17 protein-coding genes are annotated in these 17220 nt (G+C 75.3%); 9 read left to right on the top strand and 8 right to left on the bottom strand.

Annotated elements, in window-relative coordinates:
• Positions 1 to 66: 66 nt before the first annotated feature.
• The 3 genes from PHK61_RS22690 to PHK61_RS22680 are packed head-to-tail and all read right to left on the bottom strand — an operon-like array spanning position 67 to position 2212.
• On the bottom strand, positions 67 to 837 hold the full coding sequence (locus tag PHK61_RS22690; RefSeq protein ID WP_274283281.1) for an IclR family transcriptional regulator: 771 nt from the start codon (positions 835 to 837) through the stop codon (positions 67 to 69).
• Between the two features lie 10 nt (positions 838 to 847).
• Positions 848 to 1039: a hypothetical protein gene (locus tag PHK61_RS22685; protein ID WP_274283280.1), complete on the bottom strand. Its 192-nt coding sequence runs from the start codon at positions 1037 to 1039 to the stop codon at positions 848 to 850.
• Between the two features lie 27 nt (positions 1040 to 1066).
• On the bottom strand, positions 1067 to 2212 hold the full coding sequence (locus PHK61_RS22680) for an aromatic ring-hydroxylating oxygenase subunit alpha (protein ID WP_274283279.1): 1146 nt from the start codon (positions 2210 to 2212) through the stop codon (positions 1067 to 1069).
• Positions 2213 to 2590: 378 nt separating this feature from the next.
• Between PHK61_RS22680 and PHK61_RS22675 the strand changes: the two genes are divergently transcribed.
• Positions 2591 to 3796 (top strand): NAD(P)/FAD-dependent oxidoreductase, encoded by a 1206-nt coding sequence (locus PHK61_RS22675; protein WP_274283278.1) that lies wholly within the window; start codon positions 2591 to 2593, stop codon positions 3794 to 3796.
• 7 nt (positions 3797 to 3803) lie between these two features.
• On the opposite strand, the gene PHK61_RS22670 is transcribed toward PHK61_RS22675, so the two are convergent.
• The gene (locus PHK61_RS22670; RefSeq protein WP_420791433.1) at positions 3804 to 5180 is read right to left on the bottom strand and encodes an MFS transporter; all 1377 of its coding nucleotides are present in this window, start codon (positions 5178 to 5180) and stop codon (positions 3804 to 3806) included.
• 302 nt (positions 5181 to 5482) lie between these two features.
• Here PHK61_RS22670 and PHK61_RS22665 point away from each other — a divergent pair, with 302 nt between their 5' ends.
• A complete protein-coding gene (locus PHK61_RS22665; protein ID WP_274283276.1) occupies positions 5483 to 5818 on the top strand; it encodes a bifunctional 3-phenylpropionate/cinnamic acid dioxygenase ferredoxin subunit in 336 nt (111 codons plus the stop codon).
• A 164-nt stretch (positions 5819 to 5982) separates the two neighbouring features.
• Here the strand turns inward: PHK61_RS22665 and PHK61_RS22660 are convergent, their stop codons facing one another.
• Positions 5983 to 7353: an MFS transporter gene (locus PHK61_RS22660; RefSeq protein WP_274283275.1), complete on the bottom strand. Its 1371-nt coding sequence runs from the start codon at positions 7351 to 7353 to the stop codon at positions 5983 to 5985.
• Positions 7350 to 8288 (bottom strand): amidohydrolase family protein, encoded by a 939-nt coding sequence (locus tag PHK61_RS22655; RefSeq protein WP_274283274.1) that lies wholly within the window; start codon positions 8286 to 8288, stop codon positions 7350 to 7352. Before PHK61_RS22655 ends, PHK61_RS22660 begins: the two co-directional genes overlap by 4 nt.
• A 115-nt stretch (positions 8289 to 8403) precedes the next feature.
• Here PHK61_RS22655 and PHK61_RS22650 point away from each other — a divergent pair, with 115 nt between their 5' ends.
• The 6 genes from PHK61_RS22650 (at position 8404) to PHK61_RS22625 (ending at position 13853) form a co-directional block, all read left to right on the top strand.
• Entirely contained in the window at positions 8404 to 9066 is a 663-nt protein-coding gene (locus tag PHK61_RS22650; RefSeq protein WP_274283273.1) for a GntR family transcriptional regulator, read from the top strand.
• Between the two features lie 74 nt (positions 9067 to 9140).
• Complete coding sequence (locus PHK61_RS22645; protein WP_274283272.1) at positions 9141 to 9836, top strand: 4-carboxy-4-hydroxy-2-oxoadipate aldolase/oxaloacetate decarboxylase; 696 nt, start codon at positions 9141 to 9143, stop codon at positions 9834 to 9836.
• A complete protein-coding gene (locus PHK61_RS22640) occupies positions 9833 to 10924 on the top strand; it encodes a 4-oxalomesaconate tautomerase (RefSeq protein ID WP_274283271.1) in 1092 nt (363 codons plus the stop codon). Before PHK61_RS22645 ends, PHK61_RS22640 begins: the two co-directional genes overlap by 4 nt.
• Entirely contained in the window at positions 10921 to 11682 is a 762-nt protein-coding gene (locus PHK61_RS22635) for an NAD(P)-dependent oxidoreductase (protein WP_274283270.1), read from the top strand. Before PHK61_RS22640 ends, PHK61_RS22635 begins: the two co-directional genes overlap by 4 nt.
• Positions 11679 to 12698, top strand: coding sequence for an amidohydrolase family protein (locus tag PHK61_RS22630; RefSeq protein WP_274283269.1), 1020 nt, complete (start codon positions 11679 to 11681; stop codon positions 12696 to 12698). The genes PHK61_RS22635 and PHK61_RS22630 overlap by 4 nt, the downstream gene beginning before the upstream one ends.
• A gap of 60 nt (positions 12699 to 12758) precedes the next feature.
• Positions 12759 to 13853 (top strand): winged helix DNA-binding domain-containing protein, encoded by a 1095-nt coding sequence (locus PHK61_RS22625; protein ID WP_274283268.1) that lies wholly within the window; start codon positions 12759 to 12761, stop codon positions 13851 to 13853.
• On the opposite strand, the gene PHK61_RS22620 is transcribed toward PHK61_RS22625, so the two are convergent.
• Positions 13842 to 14825 carry a hypothetical protein gene (locus tag PHK61_RS22620; RefSeq protein ID WP_274283267.1) on the bottom strand — a complete coding sequence of 328 codons (984 nt, stop codon included), beginning with the start codon at positions 14823 to 14825 and terminating at the stop codon, positions 13842 to 13844. The genes PHK61_RS22625 and PHK61_RS22620 overlap by 12 nt on opposite strands.
• Before the next feature lie 192 nt (positions 14826 to 15017).
• Here PHK61_RS22620 and PHK61_RS22615 point away from each other — a divergent pair, with 192 nt between their 5' ends.
• Positions 15018 to 16511, top strand: a complete 1494-nt coding sequence (locus PHK61_RS22615) for a ferredoxin reductase family protein (protein WP_274283266.1) — start codon at positions 15018 to 15020, stop codon at positions 16509 to 16511.
• On the opposite strand, the gene PHK61_RS22610 is transcribed toward PHK61_RS22615, so the two are convergent.
• Positions 16501 to 17196, bottom strand: coding sequence for a hypothetical protein (locus PHK61_RS22610; RefSeq protein WP_274283265.1), 696 nt, complete (start codon positions 17194 to 17196; stop codon positions 16501 to 16503). The two genes, PHK61_RS22615 and PHK61_RS22610, sit on opposite strands and share 11 nt — an antisense overlap.
• Between the last annotated feature and the right edge of the window lie 24 nt (positions 17197 to 17220).

Here is a 17220-nt window from a genome sequence, read left to right as displayed (position 1 = left end):
GGCGAGGGGTGCCCTCCGCCGGGACGCGCGCCGACGGTCGCGGCGCGCCGGTGGCGACGCGCGCGCCTACTCCCCGCGGAAGCCGAGCTTCGCCGACAGCTCCGCCGCGCCGTCGCGCAGGTCGGTGACGATGGCCCGGGCGCGCCGGCGGGGCAGCCGGTAGGCGGGGCCGGTGGCCGACAGCGCCGAGCCGACGCTGCCGTCGGCGGAGAACACCGGCACGGCGACGGCGTGCATGCCGACCTCGAGCTCCTCGAACGAGCGGGCGTGCCCCTCGTCGAGGACGCGCGCCAGCTCGTTGCGCAGCACCGCGGTCTCGACGATGGTGTCGTCGGTGTAGCGGGTCAGGCGCCGCCGCAGGACCGGGCGGCGCTCGTCCTCGGGCATCCACGCGAGCAGGACCTTGCCCGCCCCGGTGGCGTGCAGGGGGCTGCGTCGCCCGACCCAGTTCTGCGAGGTGATCGCCGCCGTCCCGTACTCCTGGGCGACGGTGATGCCGGCCTCGCCGTCGGTGACGGCGATGTTGACGGTCTCGCCCAGGCTCTCGGCCAGCTGCTGGCAGATGGGCTGCCCGAGGCGCGCGACGTCGAGACGGGCCGTGGTGGCCGCCGCCAGGCGCACGACGCCGAAGCTCAGCGCGTACTTCCCGCGCTCGCCGAGCTGCTCGAGCAGGTGGCGCTGCTGGAGCGCGGCCACGAGCCGGCACGCCGTGGACTTGTGCACGTCGAGCTCCTCGGCGATCTCGGTGATCCCGAGCTCGCCGCGCGCCGCGACCATCTCCAGGATCGTGATCGCGCGGTCGACCGACTGGACGGCGGAACCCTCGGTGGCTGCCATGGCGGCGACGTCAGTCCGAGGAGTCCCGGCGGATGGCCTCGGCGAGCTCGGCGAGGAGTCCGGGGAGGCGCGCGGCGCAGGTCGGGCAGACGCAGTCGCTGCCGTGCACCGCCAGCTCGTCGGCCACGCGGAAGGCGTCGCGGTACCGCTCGGTGGAGACGCCGTCGCCGGACGGGCCGCGGTTCTCGGGGGTGATGGACATGGTGGTCTCCTGGGGACTCGGGGTGGGTCAGCCGACGCGCCGGGCGACCCAGTCGTGGAACTCGCCGATGTGGTGCTCGCTGGGCACGAGGACGCCGCCGCGGGCGTAGGAGCGCGAGTCCATCGAGACCTGGCAGCGCTCGCAGGCGTCGAAGTCCTGCTGGTTGACGCGGTGGAACAGCTCGACGGAGCGGTCGATGTCCGCCCCGGAGTCGACGACCTCGGGCAGGTACAGCCAGTCGCAGAGCACCAGCGTGCGCTCCGCAGTGAGCGGGAACATGCGGTGGAACACCACGTGGTCGGGCACGAGGTTGATGAACACCTGCGGGCGCACGGTGATGGCGTAGTAGCGCCGGTCCTGGTCCTCGGCCACCCCGGGGATGCGCTCGAGGCCCTCGGAGCCGTCGACGGTGAACCCGGCGACCTCCTCGCCGAACTCGGCGCCGTGCCCGACGAAGTACTGCGCCGCGAGACCGTTCGCGAACTCCGGCAGCACCTCGGTGAGCTCCGGGTGGATCGTCCCGCAGTGGTAGCACTCCATGAAGTTCTCGACGATCTGCTTCCAGTTCGCCCGGACGTCGTACGAGATGCGCCGGCCCAGCTTCAGGTCGGCGACCTGGTAGCCGACGATCGCGTCCGGCGACCCGAGCCGGGCCGCGACGTCGCCGATCACCGTGTCCTCGAACGGGGGCGGCTCCTCGGCCAGGCAGAGCCACACGTAGCCGAGCCACTCGCGCACGTGCACGCGGTTCAGCCCGTACTCGACCCGGTCGATGTCGGGCATCTCCCCGATGTTCGGGGCGGAGATCAGCTTGCCGTCGAGGCCGTAGGTCCACGCGTGGTACGGGCACTGGAAGGAGCGCCGCACGCTGCCCTTGTCCTCGGTGCAGATCCGCGCCCCGCGGTGGCGGCAGACGTTGAGGTAGGCGTTGACGGCGCCGTCGCGGCCGCGCGCGACGATCACGCTCTCGCGCCCGATCTGCACGGTCTCGAAGTCGCCGGCCGCGGCCAGGTCGGCGGCGAGCACCGCGCAGAACCAGCCGGTCTCGAAGATGAGGGCCTGCTCGGCCGCGAAGATCGTGGGGTCGGTGTAGTAGCGGCCCGGCAGCGTGCCGCGCAGGCTCGCCGGCAGGCCCGGCGTCGCGATCTCCGGTGCGATCTCTCCGGTGGTCATGAATCCGTGCTCCTCGAGGTACGCCGGCGGGGGAGGGGCGTCGTCCGACCGGCGGAGCGGCCGCGACCCGATGTGGGAGCGAACCGGCGGCCTGACGCCGACTCGCCGTTGAGTTGCGCTATGAGGAACACGATCCGTCATGCGCAACACCACGGTCGACGACCGCGAGGTCCCGTGTCAAGAGAGCGCGCGGGCGACTTCGCGCGGGTGTGCGTCACAGGCGCTGTCCGGACCCCTCTTGACAAGGCCGTTCACTTCTCCCACGGTCTTGAGTTGCGCAGTGAGCATCGTGTCTCGCAGTGCGCAACTCATCGCTCCAGATCGTGGGGTGTCCCCATCGCCGGTCCGTCCCCCTCGTCGAGGCCCACGGGAGGCCCCATGCACACCATCACGATCGTCGGCGGTTCGGTCGCCGGCGTCCGCTCCGCCGAGGCGCTGCGCGCCGCCGGGTACGACGGCCGGCTCGTCCTGCTCGGCGACGACGCCCACCGGCCCTACGACCGGCCCCCGCTGTCGAAGGCGTTCCTCGACGGCAGCGCCGACCTCGACGCGATCGGCCTGCTCGACGACGAGGACGAGGCCGAGCTGGACCTCGACCTGCGGCTCGGGGTCAGCGCCGCCCGCCTCGACCCGGCGGGCGGCCGGGTCGTGCTCGCCGACGGCACCGACGTGGCCACCGACGGCGTCGTCGTCGCCACCGGGGGCAGCGCCCGCCGGCTCCCCGGCAGCGCGGGCGTCGAGGGCGTGCACACGCTCCGCACGCTGGACGACGCGCTCGCGCTCCGCCGCGCGCTGCGGGACGGCGCGCCGCGCGTCGCGATCGTCGGCGGCGGATTCATCGGGGCCGAGGTCGCGTCCACCTGCCGCGCGATGGGCCTCGAGGTCACCGTCCTCGACGGGCTGCCGCTGCCGCTGGCGCCGGTCCTGGGGCCGCGCATCGCGCGCAGCTGCGTCGACCTGCACGCCGAGCACGGCACCGACCTGCGCCCGAGCACCGCGGTGGCGGGCCTCGCGACGGTGCCGGCCGGGGACGCGCGCCGCGTGGTCGGCGTCGAGCTCGGCGACGGCACGACCGTCAAGGCGGACGTCGTGGTCGTCGGCATCGGCATCACGCCGAACACCGGATGGCTCGACGGTTCCGGGCTGCGTGTCGACAACGGGGTGTGCACCGACGCCGGGATGGTCACCGACCTGCCGAACGTGGTCGCCGTCGGCGACGTCGCCCGCTGGGGCGGCACGGGCGGGCCGGGGCGGGGACACCGCCACGAGCACTGGACGAGCGCCGGCGAGCAGGCCGCCGTCGCCGCCGCCAACCTGCTCGCGGGCCGCACAGGTCGTCCAGGGGCGGTCTTCCGCCCCAGCGGCTATGTGTGGTCGGAGCAGTACGGGCGCATGCTCCAGCTCGCCGGTCACCCCTCGCCCGACGACCGCGTCGAGGTGGTCGACGGCGAACCGGCCGACGGGCGCTTCGTCGCGCGCTGGGTCGACGCCGAGGGCGTCACGACCGGCGTGTTCGGGATGGGCGACCCGCGCCGGTTCGGCCGCGTGCGCCGCACCGAACTGCGCCGCCCGACGGCCGCCTGAGCGTCCCTCAGTCCCGCGGGTCCCGCGGCTGCTCGAGCGGGACCCCGTCGGGCGAGAGCGTCGGGGGCGGCAGGTCGGCGCTGGAGGACAGCGGCGCGGCGCCGGGCAGCGGACGCCCCGCGGACTCGGTCAGGAACACGACGCTGACCACGCCGATGACGCCCGCGGCGACGAGGTAGTAGCCGGGCCAGTCGAGGTTCCCGGTGGCCGTCGTCGCCGCGGCGATGACGGTCGGCGCCGTGCCCGCGAACAGCGAGACCGCCACGTTGAACGTCAGCGCGAGCCCGCCGTAGCGCACGAGCGTGGGGAACAGGGCGGGCAGCGTGGACGGGGCGACCGCCGCGAAGCAGACCAGGCACGCGCCGATGAGGGCGAGTCCGCCGAGCTGTCCGAGCAGGCCCTGGCGCAGCAGCCACACCGCCGGCAGCCCGCCGACGACCAGCGCGAGGCTGCCCGCGAGCAGCACCGGGCGGCGCCCGATGCGGTCGGAGAGCCGTCCCAGCGAGGTGACCACCAGCAGCATCGCCACCATGACCACCACCTGCAGTGCCGTCGACGTCGCCTTCTCCGTGCCCGCCTCGCCGTGCTCGCCGAGCGTGCTCGTCAGGTAGACCGGGATGTAGTTGGTCAGGACGTAGTTGGTGATGTTCCAGGCGACGACCAGGCCGCCGGCGACGGCGAGCGCGCGCCGGTAGCGGACCCACAGGATCTGCAGGGCGCGGCGCAGCGGCATCGTCGCCAGGGCGGGCGAGCGCGCCATGAGCTGGCGGAACGCAGGCGTGTCCTCGAGGCGCAGCCGCAGGTAGATGCCCACGACGCCCAGCGGCAGGGCGAGCATGAACGGCAGGCGCCAACCCCAGGTGAGCAGGTCCTCGTCGGGGAGCACGGCGATCAGTGCGGCGCTGATCCCCGCACCGAGCGTGTAGCCGGTGAGGGTGCCGAACTCGAGCCAGCTGCCGAAGAACCCACGTCGGCGGTCCGGGGCGTACTCGGCGATCATCGTGAGCGCGCCGGTGTACTCCCCGCCCGCCGAGAAGCCCTGCAACATGCGCATGACGAGCACGAGGGTCGGGGCGGCCGCGCCGATCGCGCCGTGGCCCGGGATGAGGCCGAGCAGCACGGTGGCCACGGCCATCAGCACCACGGTCACCGAGAGCACCTTCGTGCGCCCGATGCGGTCGCCCAGCGGGCCGAAGAACAGGCCGCCGAGGGGGCGCACCAGGAACGCCGCCGCGAAGGCGCCGAGCGCGTACACGGCCGCCCACGGGCCCGCGTCGGGGAAGAACACCCTGGTCAGGACCGCACCCGCCAGGTACGAGTAGATCCCGAAGTCGTACCACTCGGCGACGTTGCCGATGGCCGCCGCGGCGGTCGCCCGGCGCATCGTGTGCTCGCCCTCGATCGCCGGTGGCACGCCGCCGCGTCGTCGCGGCTGCGCGTGCTCGGCCATGTGATCACTCCCCGGGCCGGCGGCGGTGGCTGGCTCGATCCCGCCGGGCAGTGTGGCACTCCGGCAGCGGGCCAACCCTACGCTTCTGACATATCAGAGACGTATCAGTCTCCCGACTGTTGCCGCAAGGTAAAACCTCGGATCGTCGCCCGGAGTCCTTGACGACGAACCTCCGAAGCCTCACGCTCGTGTTGCGGATGACAGGACTCGATGCGTATAGCGCAACAGGAGCCGGAATGATCTACGTGGGCGAACTGTCCGACATCCCCGTCGGGGAGTCGGTGCGGGTGCAGGGCTCGGTGGCCATCGCGGTGTTCAACGCCGACGGCGAGCTCTATGCGATCGACGACACCTGCACGCACCAGGACGCGTCGTTGTCCGACGGGTGGCTCGAGGGGTGTGCGGTCGAGTGCCCGCTGCACGCCGCGTGCTTCGACCTGCGCACCGGGCAGCCGAGCGGCCCGCCGGCGAAGAAGCCCGTGCGCACCCACGCCGTGACCGTCGCCGACGGCCTCGTCTACGTCGAGGAGACCGTGCGCGTCGAGACGCGGGAGCTCGCCCGGGCGGAGTGAGCGCGGTTCCCGGCCGGCCCGACGACACACGGGTCGGGCGTGCCGACGGCCTCGCGCCGGCGGGTGGGCGGTGCTCGCGATCGTCACCGCCATCCTGGTGGTGCTGAGCGAAGGGCCCCTTCGGTCGCCTCGACGGGCCGAGGGCGCCCTTCGCCGGCGGGGGGTCAGGCGCCGACCGACGCCGTCGCCGCGGCGGCCGGCCTGCGCAGCTTGGTGCGCGGGCCGAACAGGGCCACGACGATCGCGCCGACGACCCACATCGCGGCGATGAACACGAACACCGCCTGGTAGCCGCTGCCGTTGTACAGCGCCGCGATGATCAGCGGGCCGGCGGCGTTGGACAGGCGCCCGACGCCGTAGGAGATGCCGGTGCCGAGCGAGCGCGTGCGCGTGTCGAACAGCTCGGGGGAGTAGGCGTAGGCCAGCGCGGTGTAGCCGCGCTCGACGAGGTTGACGAGGAACCCGAAGACGACGATCAGCATCGGGTCGAAGGTCAGCCCGTAGAGCAGGCCGCAGAGCCCGATCACGGCGCCGAAGACGGCCAGGCACCACTTGCGCTCGAAGCGGTCGGTCACCGCGGCGGCGAGCAGGCAGCCCAGCGGGGCGCCGATCGTGGTCAGGGCGACGTAGAAGATCGAGTTCTCGACGCTGAAGCCCTGCTTGGCGAGCAGGGTCGGCGCCCAGCTCGAGTAGCCGAAGAAGCCGATGGTCTGCGTGACCCACAGGACGCAGAGCAGCAGGGTCGGCAGCAGGACGCGGCGCCGCAGCAGCACGCGCCACCACGGGGTGCCCGCCTCGACCGGGGCGGCGGCGACCACCGCGGGTGCCGGCTCGGGCAGCGGGCCCTTCTCGGCGGCGACCGAGTCCTCGATCTCGCGCAGGACGGCCTCGGCGCGGGCGTGGTCGCCGCGGCTCTCCAGCCAGCGCGGCGACTCCTTGAGCCGGCCGAGGAAGAAGAGGAAGAACAGGCCGAGCGCGCCCCACAGGTAGACCAGCCGCCACGACCAGTCCGAGAGCGGCACGACGAAGCTCGCGATGAGGCTGGTCGCGGGCGTGCCGCAGATGCCGATCGCGATCGCGTACGCCTGGTACTTCCCGCGGCGGGCGGCCGGGAAGAGCTCGCTGACGTAGATGACCGCGACCACCGTCATGGCCGAGAGCCCGGCCGAGGTGAGGAAGCGGAAGACGCCGAGCGACACCACGTCCCACGAGAACACCGAGACCAGCGAGAAGACGCCGAAGAAGACGACGGTGGCGGTGAGGGCGGGCTTGCGCCCGACACGGTCGGCGAGCGCGCCGGCGCCGATCGACCCGAGGAACATGCCGACGAAGGACGTCGACGTCACGTAGGCGACCTGGTCGACCGTCACGCCCCACAGCTTGAGCAGGCGTGGCGCGGTGACGGCGAAGGTGTTGATGTCGGCGAACTCGAAGAAGTACGCGAACGACACCGCGACGAGCGTGACGATGTGGAACCGCCCGATGGGCAGCCGGTCGAGGCGTTGCTGGGCGTTCGGTGCCGTGGCTGCGGTCACGGTGTCCTGCCTTTCTGGGCCGCCTGCGTCTCCTCGGGCCAGTACAGGCGCATGGGGTTGTCGACGAGGAGCCGCTGCCGGTCCTCGGGGGTGGGCGCGACGTGGCGGACGTGGTCGACGAGCAGCCCGTCGTCGGGCATGTGGTCGGTGAGGTTCGGGTGCGGCCAGTCGGTGCCCCACAGCACGCGGTCGCCGACCTCGGCGACGACGCGGCGGGCGAAGGGCACTACGTCGGCGTAGGCGTGCTGCTCGCCGTCGACCGCGGGGGGCCCGGTGACGCTCAGGCGCTCCGGGCAGCTGACCTTGACCCACAGGTCGTGGCGCTCGACGAAGCGCAGGAACCGGTCGAACTCCGGTCCCGCGGGGTCGCGGGTGACGTCCGGGCGGCCCATGTGGTCGACCACCACGGGCACCGGCAGGCGCCCGAAGAAGTCCTCGAGGTCGGGCAGGTCGGCGGCCTCGAAGTAGACGACGACGTGCCAGCCCAGCGGGGCGATCCGCTCGGTCACCGCCGCGAGCTCGTCGGTCGGCACGGCGTCGACGAGGCGCTTGACGAAGTTGAAGCGCACGCCGCGGACGCCGACGCGGTCGAGGTCGGCCAGCTCGCGGTCGGTGACGTCGCCGCGCACGGTGGCGACCCCGCGGGCGCGCCCGTCGGCGGCGTCCAGCGCGTCGACGAGCGCGCGGTTGTCGCTGCCGTGGCAGGTGGCCTGCACGATCACCTGACGCGCGAGGCCGAGGTGGTCGCGCAGCGCGGCGAGCTGCTCGCGGCCGGCGTCGGTCGGGGTGTACTTGCGCTCCGGGGCGAAGGGGAAGCGCTCGGCGGGCCCGAAGACGTGGCAGTGCGCGTCGACCGCGCCGGGGGGCAGCGCGAGCGTCGGCGACGAGGGCGCCGGGTCCCAGGTCAGCCACCCGGCGGTGGGGGCTGGTGACACGGTGTCCTCCCGTCGTCGGTGCCGGTCCGTCGGGAGGTGAGCTTCCACGGTCACCAGGATCGGCGCAAGGATTGTCAACAATTCTGTTTGCGTTCTTGGTGCTAAGGTCGCCCCTGTGAGCACCGTGGCCGAGTCCGTCGGTGGGGCGGGCGACGTGGTCGACCTCGTCCGCCGCGCGATCCACGAGGGCGAGTTCGTGCCCAACCAGCGGCTGGTCGAGGCCGACCTGTCGGTGCAGTTCGGCGCCAGCCGGGCGGCCGTGCGCACCGCGCTGGTGCAGCTCGCGGCCGAGGGGCTCGTCGAGCGGGTGCAGAACCGCGGGGCGCGGGTGCGGGCGGTCTCGCTCGCCGAGGCGATCGAGATCTCCGAGGTGCGCATGGTGGTCGAGGGCCTGTGCGCGGCCAAGGCGGCCGAGCGTGCCACCGACGACGACCTCGCCACGTTGCGGGCGATCGCCGCCGACATGCGCGACGCGGTGGAGCGCGGCGACGTCTTCGGCTACTCCGAGCTCAACCGCCGGCTGCACGCGACCGTGCGCGCCGTCGCCGGGCAGAGCGTCGCCGCCGGGGTGCTCGACCGCCTGCGCGGCCAGAACGTGCGCCACCAGTTCCGCCTGGCCCTGCTGCCGGGGCGGGCATCGGTGTCGCTGCCCCAGCACCTCGAGATCGTCGAGGCCATCTGCGCGCGCGACCCCGGCCGCGCCGAGGCCGCCATGCGCGCGCACCTCGCGAGCGTCATCGAGACGCTGCCGTCGGTCGGGGGCCCGTCCGGCGCCTGAGGTATGTCGCCCAGATTGTTGACAATCTTGGCGACACCTCCGATGCTCGGGGCAGACCGAGCGAGGAGGCAGGCATGAGGACGGTGGTGGTGACCGACCCGCCGCGCGCCGACGTCGACGACGCGGCGGCGCTGGGCGGGTACGGGGTCGCGACGGTCCACGAGGCGCTCGGGCGCACGGGCTACCTCGGGCCCGAGTTCCGGCCCGCGTGGGCCGGCGCGCGCACCGGGGGCACCGCGGTCACGGCCCTGTGCTGGCCGGGCGACAACCTGATGATCCACGTCGCGGTGGAGCAGTGCCGGCCCGGCGACGTGCTCGTCGTGGCGACCGCGTCCCCGTCCACCGACGGCCTGTTCGGTGAGCTGCTGGCGACGTCGCTGGCGCAGCGCGGGGTGCGCGGGGTGGTGCTCGCCTGCGGCCTGCGCGACGTCGCCGACCTGCGCGAGATGGGCTTCCCCGCCTGGTCGCGGGCGGTCTCGGCGCAGGGCTCGGTGAAGGCCACGGCCGGCGCGGTGAACGTCCCGGTGACCCTCGGCAACCAGATCGTGCACCCCGGCGACGTGGTGCTCGGCGACGACGACGGCGTCATGGTCGTGCCGCGCGACGACGTGGCGCGGGCGCTGACCGCGGCGCAGGTCCGCCTCGAGAAGGAGGCGGCGAGCCGCGAGGCGTTCCGGGCCGGCGAGCTCGGGCTCGACCGCTACGGGCTGCGCGACCGGTTGAAGGAGTTCGGCGTCGAGTACGTGCCGCACGCCCAGGAGCGCGGATGAGCGAGGACGGCGTCCCCGTCACGATCCTGCGCGGTGGCACCTCCCGCGGGCTCTACTTCTGCGCCGCGGACCTGCCGGCCGACCCGGACGCCCGCGACGACCTGCTGCTGCGCCTGATGGGCACGCCCGACCCGCGCCAGATCGACGGGCTCGGCGGGGCGACGTCCCTGACGAGCAAGGTCGCGGTGATCAGCCCCTCGGAGCACCCCGACGCCGACGTCGACTACCTCTTCCTCCAGCTCGGCGTGGAGGAGGCCACCGTCTCCGCCCGGCAGAACTGCGGCAACATCCTCGCCGGCGTCGGGCCGTTCGCCCTCGAGCGCGGCCTGGTCGCTGCCGCCGACGGCACCACCGACGTCCGCATCCGCATGGTCAACTCCGACAGCGTCGCCGTCGCCACCGTGGCCACCCCGGGCGGGCGGGTGACCTACCGCGGCGACGTGGCGATCGCGGGCGTCCCGGGCACGGCGGCGCCGATCACGCTCGCGTTCGCCGACACCGAGGGGTCGGCGACCGGCGCGCTGCTGCCGACCGGGCGCGTGCGCGACACCGTCGACGGCCCGTTCGGGAACACGGAGGTCACCTGCGTCGACAACGGGATGCCCGTGGTGCTGGTCCTCGCGTCCTCGGTGGGCCTGACCGGGCACGAGACCCACGAGGAGCTGGCCGCCGACGCCGCACTCGGCGCGCGGATCGACGCCCTGCGGACCACGGCCGGCGCGCTGATGGGCCTCGGGGACGTCGCCGACTCCTCGGTGCCGAAGACCGTGCTGCTCGCCGCGCCCGGCGACGGCGGCCACGTCGCCACCCGCTCGTTCATCCCGGTCCGCCCGCACACGGCCGTCGGTGTGCTGGCCGCGGTCAGCGTCGTCACCGGGATGCTGCTGCCGGGCGCGGTCGGCCACGAGATCGCCGAGGGGTGGCCGGACGGCACGACCCGGATCGACGTCGAGCACCCGACCGGTCACTTCCTCGTCGACGTCGCGGTCGACGCGTCGGCGGATCCGCCGCGCGTGCTGCGCTCGGGGGTCGTGCGCACGGCCCGCAAGCTCGCCGACGGCGTCGCGTTCCCGCGGGCGGCGTCGTGAGGATCGCCCTGCTCGGGCTCGGTGAGGCCGGGGCCGCGATCGCCCGCGACCTCGTCGCCGCCGGCGCCGACGTGCGCGGCCACGACCCGGCCGTGCCCGGGGTCGACGGGGTCGAGCACCGCGTCGACGAGGCCGACGCGGTGCGCGACGCCGAGCTGGTGCTGTCGGCCAACAGCTCGCACGACGCGGTGGCGGCCCTGACCAACGCCCGTCCCGGCCTGCGCCCCGGCACGCTCTGGGCCGACCTCAACACCGCGTCGCCCGGCACCAAGCAGGCGCTGGTGGCCGCGACCGACGTGCCCGTCGTCGACGTCGCCCTCATGTCGCCGGTGCCGGGCAAGGGCCTGCGCACGCCGATGCTGGTCTCCGGCGACGGGGCGGAGCGCTACGCCGAGGTGATGGGCGCGCTCGGGGCGGCGGTCACCGTGCTGCCCGGGCCGGCCGGCGCGGCGATCTCCCGCAAGCTCCTGCGCAGCGTCTTCTACAAGGGGCTCGCGGCGGCCGTCGTCGAGGCGCTCGCCGGGGCCGAGGCCGCGGGCTGCGCCGACTGGCTCGCCGCCGACGTCTCCGCCGAGCTCGCCGGGTTCGACGAGCACGCGATCGACCGGCTCGTCGACGGCACCCACCGCCACGCCCGGCGGCGCGCCGACGAGATGGCCGCCGCGGCCGAGCAGCTGCGCGAGCTCGGCGTCGAGCCCCGCACGGCCACCGCCGCCCACGACCTGCTCGCCGCGCTGCGGGACGGAGACGAGAAATGATCATCGACTGCCACGGCCACTACACGACCGCGCCGGCCGCGCACACGGCGTGGCGCGAGGCGCAGACCGCCGCGTTCGACGCCGGCGGCGGCGCCCCGGCCTACCCCGCCGTCACCGACGACGAGATCCGCGCGTCGGTGCAGGACAGCCAGCTGCGGCTCATGGCCGAGCGCGGCATCGACCTGACGATCTTCTCGCCGCGCGCGTCGGCGATGGGCCACCACCGCGGCGACGAGGCCGTGAGCGCGGCGTGGGCGCGGGCGTGCAACGACCTCGTCGCCCGCGTCGTCGACCTCTTCCCGCAGCACTTCGCCGGCGTCGGGCAGCTGCCCCAGTCGCCCGGGGTGCCGATCGAGCGGTCGGTCGCCGAGCTGCGCCGCTGCGTCGAGGAGCTGGGCTTCGTCGGCGTCAACCTCAACCCCGACCCCTCGGGCGGGCACTGGACCGCGCCGCCGCTGACCGACCGGCACTGGTACCCGTTCTACGAGGCCATGGTCGAGCTCGAGGTGCCTGCGATGGTGCACGTGTCCGCGGTGACCAACCCGAACTTCCACGCCACCGGCTCGCACTACCTCAACGCCGACACCACGGCGTTCATGCAGCTGCTGCAGGCCGACCTGTTCCGCGACCTCCCGGAGCTGCGGCTCGTGATCCCGCACGGCGGCGGCGCGGTGCCCTACCACTGGGGACGCTTCCGCGGGCTCGCCGACATGCTCGACCGGCCCGCGGTCGAGGACGCGCTGATGGGCAACGTCGTCTTCGACACCTGCGTCTACCACCAGCCCGGGATCGACCTGCTCGTGGACGTCGTCGAGCCCGAGAACATCCTCTTCGGCTCGGAGATGGTCGGCGCGGTGCGGGGGACCGACCCGCGCACCGGGCACGCCTTCGACGACACCCGCCGCTACGTCGAGGCGTCGGCGCTGAAGCCCGACGAGCGGGAGAAGGTCTACGAGCACAATTCCCGCCGGGTGTACCCGCGCCTCGATCGGCGGTTGCGCGAGCAGGGACGGTGAGCGTCCTCCGATGGGTCGAGCTCCGCTGCGCTCCGTCTCCCGCGTGCCAGGCTGCCGGACGTGACCGTCCTCGACCGGCGCGCCCTCAACCGGGCGACGCTGGCCCGCCAGCACCTCCTCGAGCGCGCGCCGCTCCCGGCGCTGGACGCCGTCGCGCACCTCGGTGGCCTGCAGGCCCAGGAGCCGCAGGAGCCCTACACCGGGCTGTGGTCACGGCTCGCCGGGTTCGACCCCGCCGAGCTGTCGGGCCACCTCGTCGCGCGCCGCGTGGTGCGCACCCACCTCATGCGCCGCACGGTCCACCTCGTGACGGCCGCCGACGCGCTCGCGTGGCGCTCGCGGCACGACGCGATGCTGCGCCAGCGGATGCTCGGCGTGTACCGCCGGGAGCTCGCCGACGTGGACCTCGACGAGCTCGCGGAGATCGGCGGCCGGCTCCTCGCCGAGGAGGCGCGCACGCTGCCCGACGCCGGGCGCGCGCTCACGCAGCGCTGGCCGGGGGTGGCGCCGCGGGTGCTCGGCGAGGCCCTCGGCACGGTCGTGCCGGTGGTGCAGGTGCCGCCGCGCGGGCTGTGGGGCGAGGCCGGGCCGGCGGCGTGCCTGCTCGTCGCGTCGTGGCTCGGGCGCCCCGTCGACCCGCCCGCGCCCGACGGCACCGATCCGGTGGGGGAGGCGCTGGTGCTGCGCTACCTCGCCGCGTACGGACCGGCGGCCTTGGCCGACCTGCGCGCCTGGTCGGGCCTCGCCGGGCTGCCGGCGGCGGTGGCCGCGGTGCGCGACCGGCTGGTGGGCTTCCGCGACGAGCGCGGCCGCGAGCTGCTCGACCTGCCCGACGCGCCCCGCCCCGACCCCGACACCCCGGCCCCGGTGCGCTTCCTGCCCGCGTTCGACAACGCGGTCCTCGGCTACGACGACCGCAGCCGGATCATCGACGACGCCGACCGCGGGCTCTCGGTCGCCGGCGAGCGCGTGGTGCTCGTCGACGGCCGGGTCGCGGGGACGTGGACGACGCGGGAGGGCACGGTCGAGGTCACCCCGCGGACGCGCTTCACCCGGGCCGACCGCGCCGCGGTGGCCGAGGAGGGCCGCGCCCTGGCCGGTTTCCTGTCCGGCGGGGTGCACGAGAAGGTCACCGTGGCGGCGTCACCCCGCTGAGCGGCGCCCCGCCCCCCACCAGGCGAGCAGCGCCGCGACGGCGTCCTCGGCGAACGCCCCGGGGAGGTCGGCGCCGAAGCGCTCCTGGGCGCGGGCGCGCAGGTACTGCCCGCCGAACGCCGCGCCGGCCGCGGCGGCGGTCGCCACGACGACGCCCGGCCCGCCCTCGTACCCGTCACGCCGGGCGGCGGTGTCCGCCCCGACGGCGGCGAGGCCGAGGCGCGGGGCGAGACCGGGCGCGGCCGTGCGCGGCGGCACCGCCGGGTGCTTGTCGCCGGCGGCCTCGCCGAGGGCGCCGAGGGTCGCGGCGCCCCGCCCGAACCGGCCCGCGAGCAGGCTGCTCGGTCCGCGGTCGCCGGAACGGGCGCGCCAGGCGAGCGCGGCGGCGCCGAACGTGCTGCGGGAGCCGGTGGCCGCGCCGAGGGCGGCGGCGCGGGCGAGCGTGCCCGTCGTCGCCGTGCGGGGGGAGCGCTCCGGGTGCTCGGCGCGCTCGCGGTCGTCGGCGCGGAAGGTCGCGGTGAGCGTGGCGTGGGTGGCGGCGCCGTAGGCGAGGTGCGGGACGACGTCGGCGGCCCAGTCCAGCGAGCCCCACTGTCGGGGGTCGGTGAGCCCCAGCCGGGCGGTGGGCAGGTCCGACGCGAGCATGGCGGCCGCGCCCAGCACGGGGACGCCGAGGACGGCCGGGAGGCGCACGCCCGCGCTGCGCAGGACGCCGGCCACGCCGCCGACCGCGACCCCCGTCGCGGACCCGGCGAGGCCGCCGAGGCCCTCGAGCCGGTGACGGCGCTCGCGGCGCCGGCCGGGGATCGCCACGTCGGCCCGGTCGGCGAGCGCCGAGACGGTCTCGACCGGGGTGTCGCTCGCGGGCCGGGCCCGCAGGGCCATGTCGGTCTGGGTCGCGACGTTCAGCGCGGTGGTGCCCGCGGCGCCGGCGGCGGTGCCGCGCAGGAGTCCGGTCAGCAGGGAGGTCACGCTCCGGGGACTACCCGGCGCCGGGCCCTGAGAGTCGGGGCGGCATCCGGCCCGGTCGGATCGCCCGCTCGGACTAGTTTCGCGGCGTCCGACCGGCGCTCATCGTGCGCAGACGGCCGCCCGTCTCGCGCGTGGATCCGTCACTCTCAGGGGCCGACGATCGGCCGCCGGACCTCCCCTAGCGTCTCCGGCGTGTCGAAGCGCGCGAAGCGGACGCTGTGGTCGTCGGTCTTCGTCCTCCTGCTGGTGGGGCCGCCGGCGGTGTACCTGGGCCGGGAGGGCCTCGAGGCCGACGCCCTGATGGGGCTCGGCCTCGTCGTGTCGGGGCTGGTCGCCGTGGTCGCGATGGTGCTCACGACCGTCGGCGCCTCCCGCATCCGGGCGCTCACCACGTCCCTCGGGATCGACCGGGTCATGGGCGGCCACCGGGCGCTCGGCGTCGCCGCCCTGGGGCTCGCCGCCGCGCACACGGTGCTCGCCGTCGTCCGCAGCCCGACGCTGATCGACCCCCTCGCCGCCCCGCTCGGCATCCAGCTCGGGTACGCCGCGTTCGCCGGGATGATCGTGCTCTCGGGGGCCGCGGCCTGGGGGCGCCGCCGCGGGACGCGGTACGAGTGGTGGGCGCGCCTGCACGTGGCCGCGGCCGGGCTCGCGCTCCTGCTCGCCGGGCTGCACGTGGTCTGGATGGGCGACCTGCTCGCCGACCCGGTGATGCGCGTCGTGGTCTCCGCGCTCGCCCTGCTGCTGATCGTCGTCCTCGCCCGCCGGTGGGTGTGGCAGCCGCTGTTCTCGTCGCGCGGCGCGTACGTCGTGTACGGCGTGCGGCACGAGGGCCCGGAGGTCGCGACCCTCGCGCTGACCCCGGTGTTCCGGCGTCGGGGGCTGCCGGGATTCGCGCCCGGCCAGTTCGTGTGGCTGCGCCGGCACCGGCGCGCCGTCGGCGTGCAGGAGCACCCGTTCACGATCGCCTCCAGCGCCGAACTGACCGACCGCCTCGAGCTCACCGTGCGCGCCACCGGCGACTTCACCCGCGCGCTGGCGACGATGGGGCCGGGCACCAAGGTCTGGCTCGACGGCCCGCACGGCAGCTTCACGCCCGACACCCCCGAGCGTGTGGACGGCCTGGTGCTCATCGCGGGCGGCGTCGGCATCACGCCGATGATGAGCATGCTGCGCACGCTCGCCGAGCGCGGCGACCGCCGCCGGCACCGCCTCGTGCTCGCCGAGCGGGCCGAGCAGCCGCTCTTCGGCCCCGAGCTCGAGGTCCTGGCGCGCCGGCTCGACCTCGAGGTCCTGCGCACCGCGGGCCGGCGCATCGACGCCGACCTCCTCACCGAGATCCTCCCGCGGGCCCGCGGGCGGCTCGAGTACTACGTGTGCGGGCCGCCGTCGCTGCTGTCCGGGGCCCTCGCCGCGCTCGAGGCGCTGGGCGTGCCCCCGGCGACGGTGCACAGCGAGCAGTTCGGCTGGACCGGGTCGATGCCGGCCGTCACCCCGGCCGTCACCCCGGCCGTCACCCCGGCCGTCACCCCGGCCGCCGTGCCCGCGGTCCCGGCGCCGCGGACGCCGCGCCCTCGGCAGGCCGCCGGCTCGCCCGCGGACCGGCTCCCCACCCACCCCTCGGTCCCGATCCCACGGGTCGAGGCGGGCCGGGAGGCGCCGGGGACCGGCTCGCTCAGGCGCTGAGCGGCGGCGGCTCCGGGTCCGACCACCCCTCGAACGCGGCGACGAGCTCCTCGATCGCCCGGGTGAAGCGGTGCCGGGCGTGGCCGTCGCCGAGACGGCGGTGGGGCAGACCCCTCGCGGCCTCGTCGCGCAGCGCGGCGGCGCGGTGCGCGAGGTCGTCGTCGGGGATGCGCGGCAGGAGACCGGCGACGACGTGCACGGGGACCCCGTAGCGCTCGCCGAGCGCGGCCAGGGTCCCCTCGTCGGGCGGCTCGGCGCGTCCGCCGCGCGCGAGCCACCGCGCGCGCCGCATCCGGGCCAGGCCGGGGGAGAGGTACTGCTCGAGCGCCCGGTCCAGCGGCCGGCGCCGCGGGACGAGCAGCGCGAGCGGGTAGGCGTACTCGGCGCGCCACCCCTGGTCCGCCTCGACGACGCGCCCCCACAGGGCGACGCAGCCGAGGAGCACGCCGTCACCGACCGCGGGCACCAGGAGGCGGTCGAGCACCGAGGTCGCGTAGAGCCCGCACCCGCAGTCCCACCCCGGCGGCCGGGCGCAGCCGCGCGGGCAGGCCGCCACCATCGCCGTGCGGGGCGCCCAGGTGGCCGCGACCGCGGGCGAGCGGAGGTCGGGCGCGGTCCGAGCGCCGCCCAGGAGCCACAGCCGGAAGCCGACCACCGGGATCGCGGCGTCGGGGGCCTCGGTCACGGCGGCGGGGAGGGGTGTCGGGCG

This window comes from Actinomycetospora lutea, assembly GCF_028737205.1.
GTDB classification, from domain to species: domain Bacteria; phylum Actinomycetota; class Actinomycetes; order Mycobacteriales; family Pseudonocardiaceae; genus Actinomycetospora; species Actinomycetospora lutea.
The sequence above is the reverse complement of the archived record's forward strand: the minus strand, read 5'-3'. Positions and strand labels throughout refer to the sequence as shown.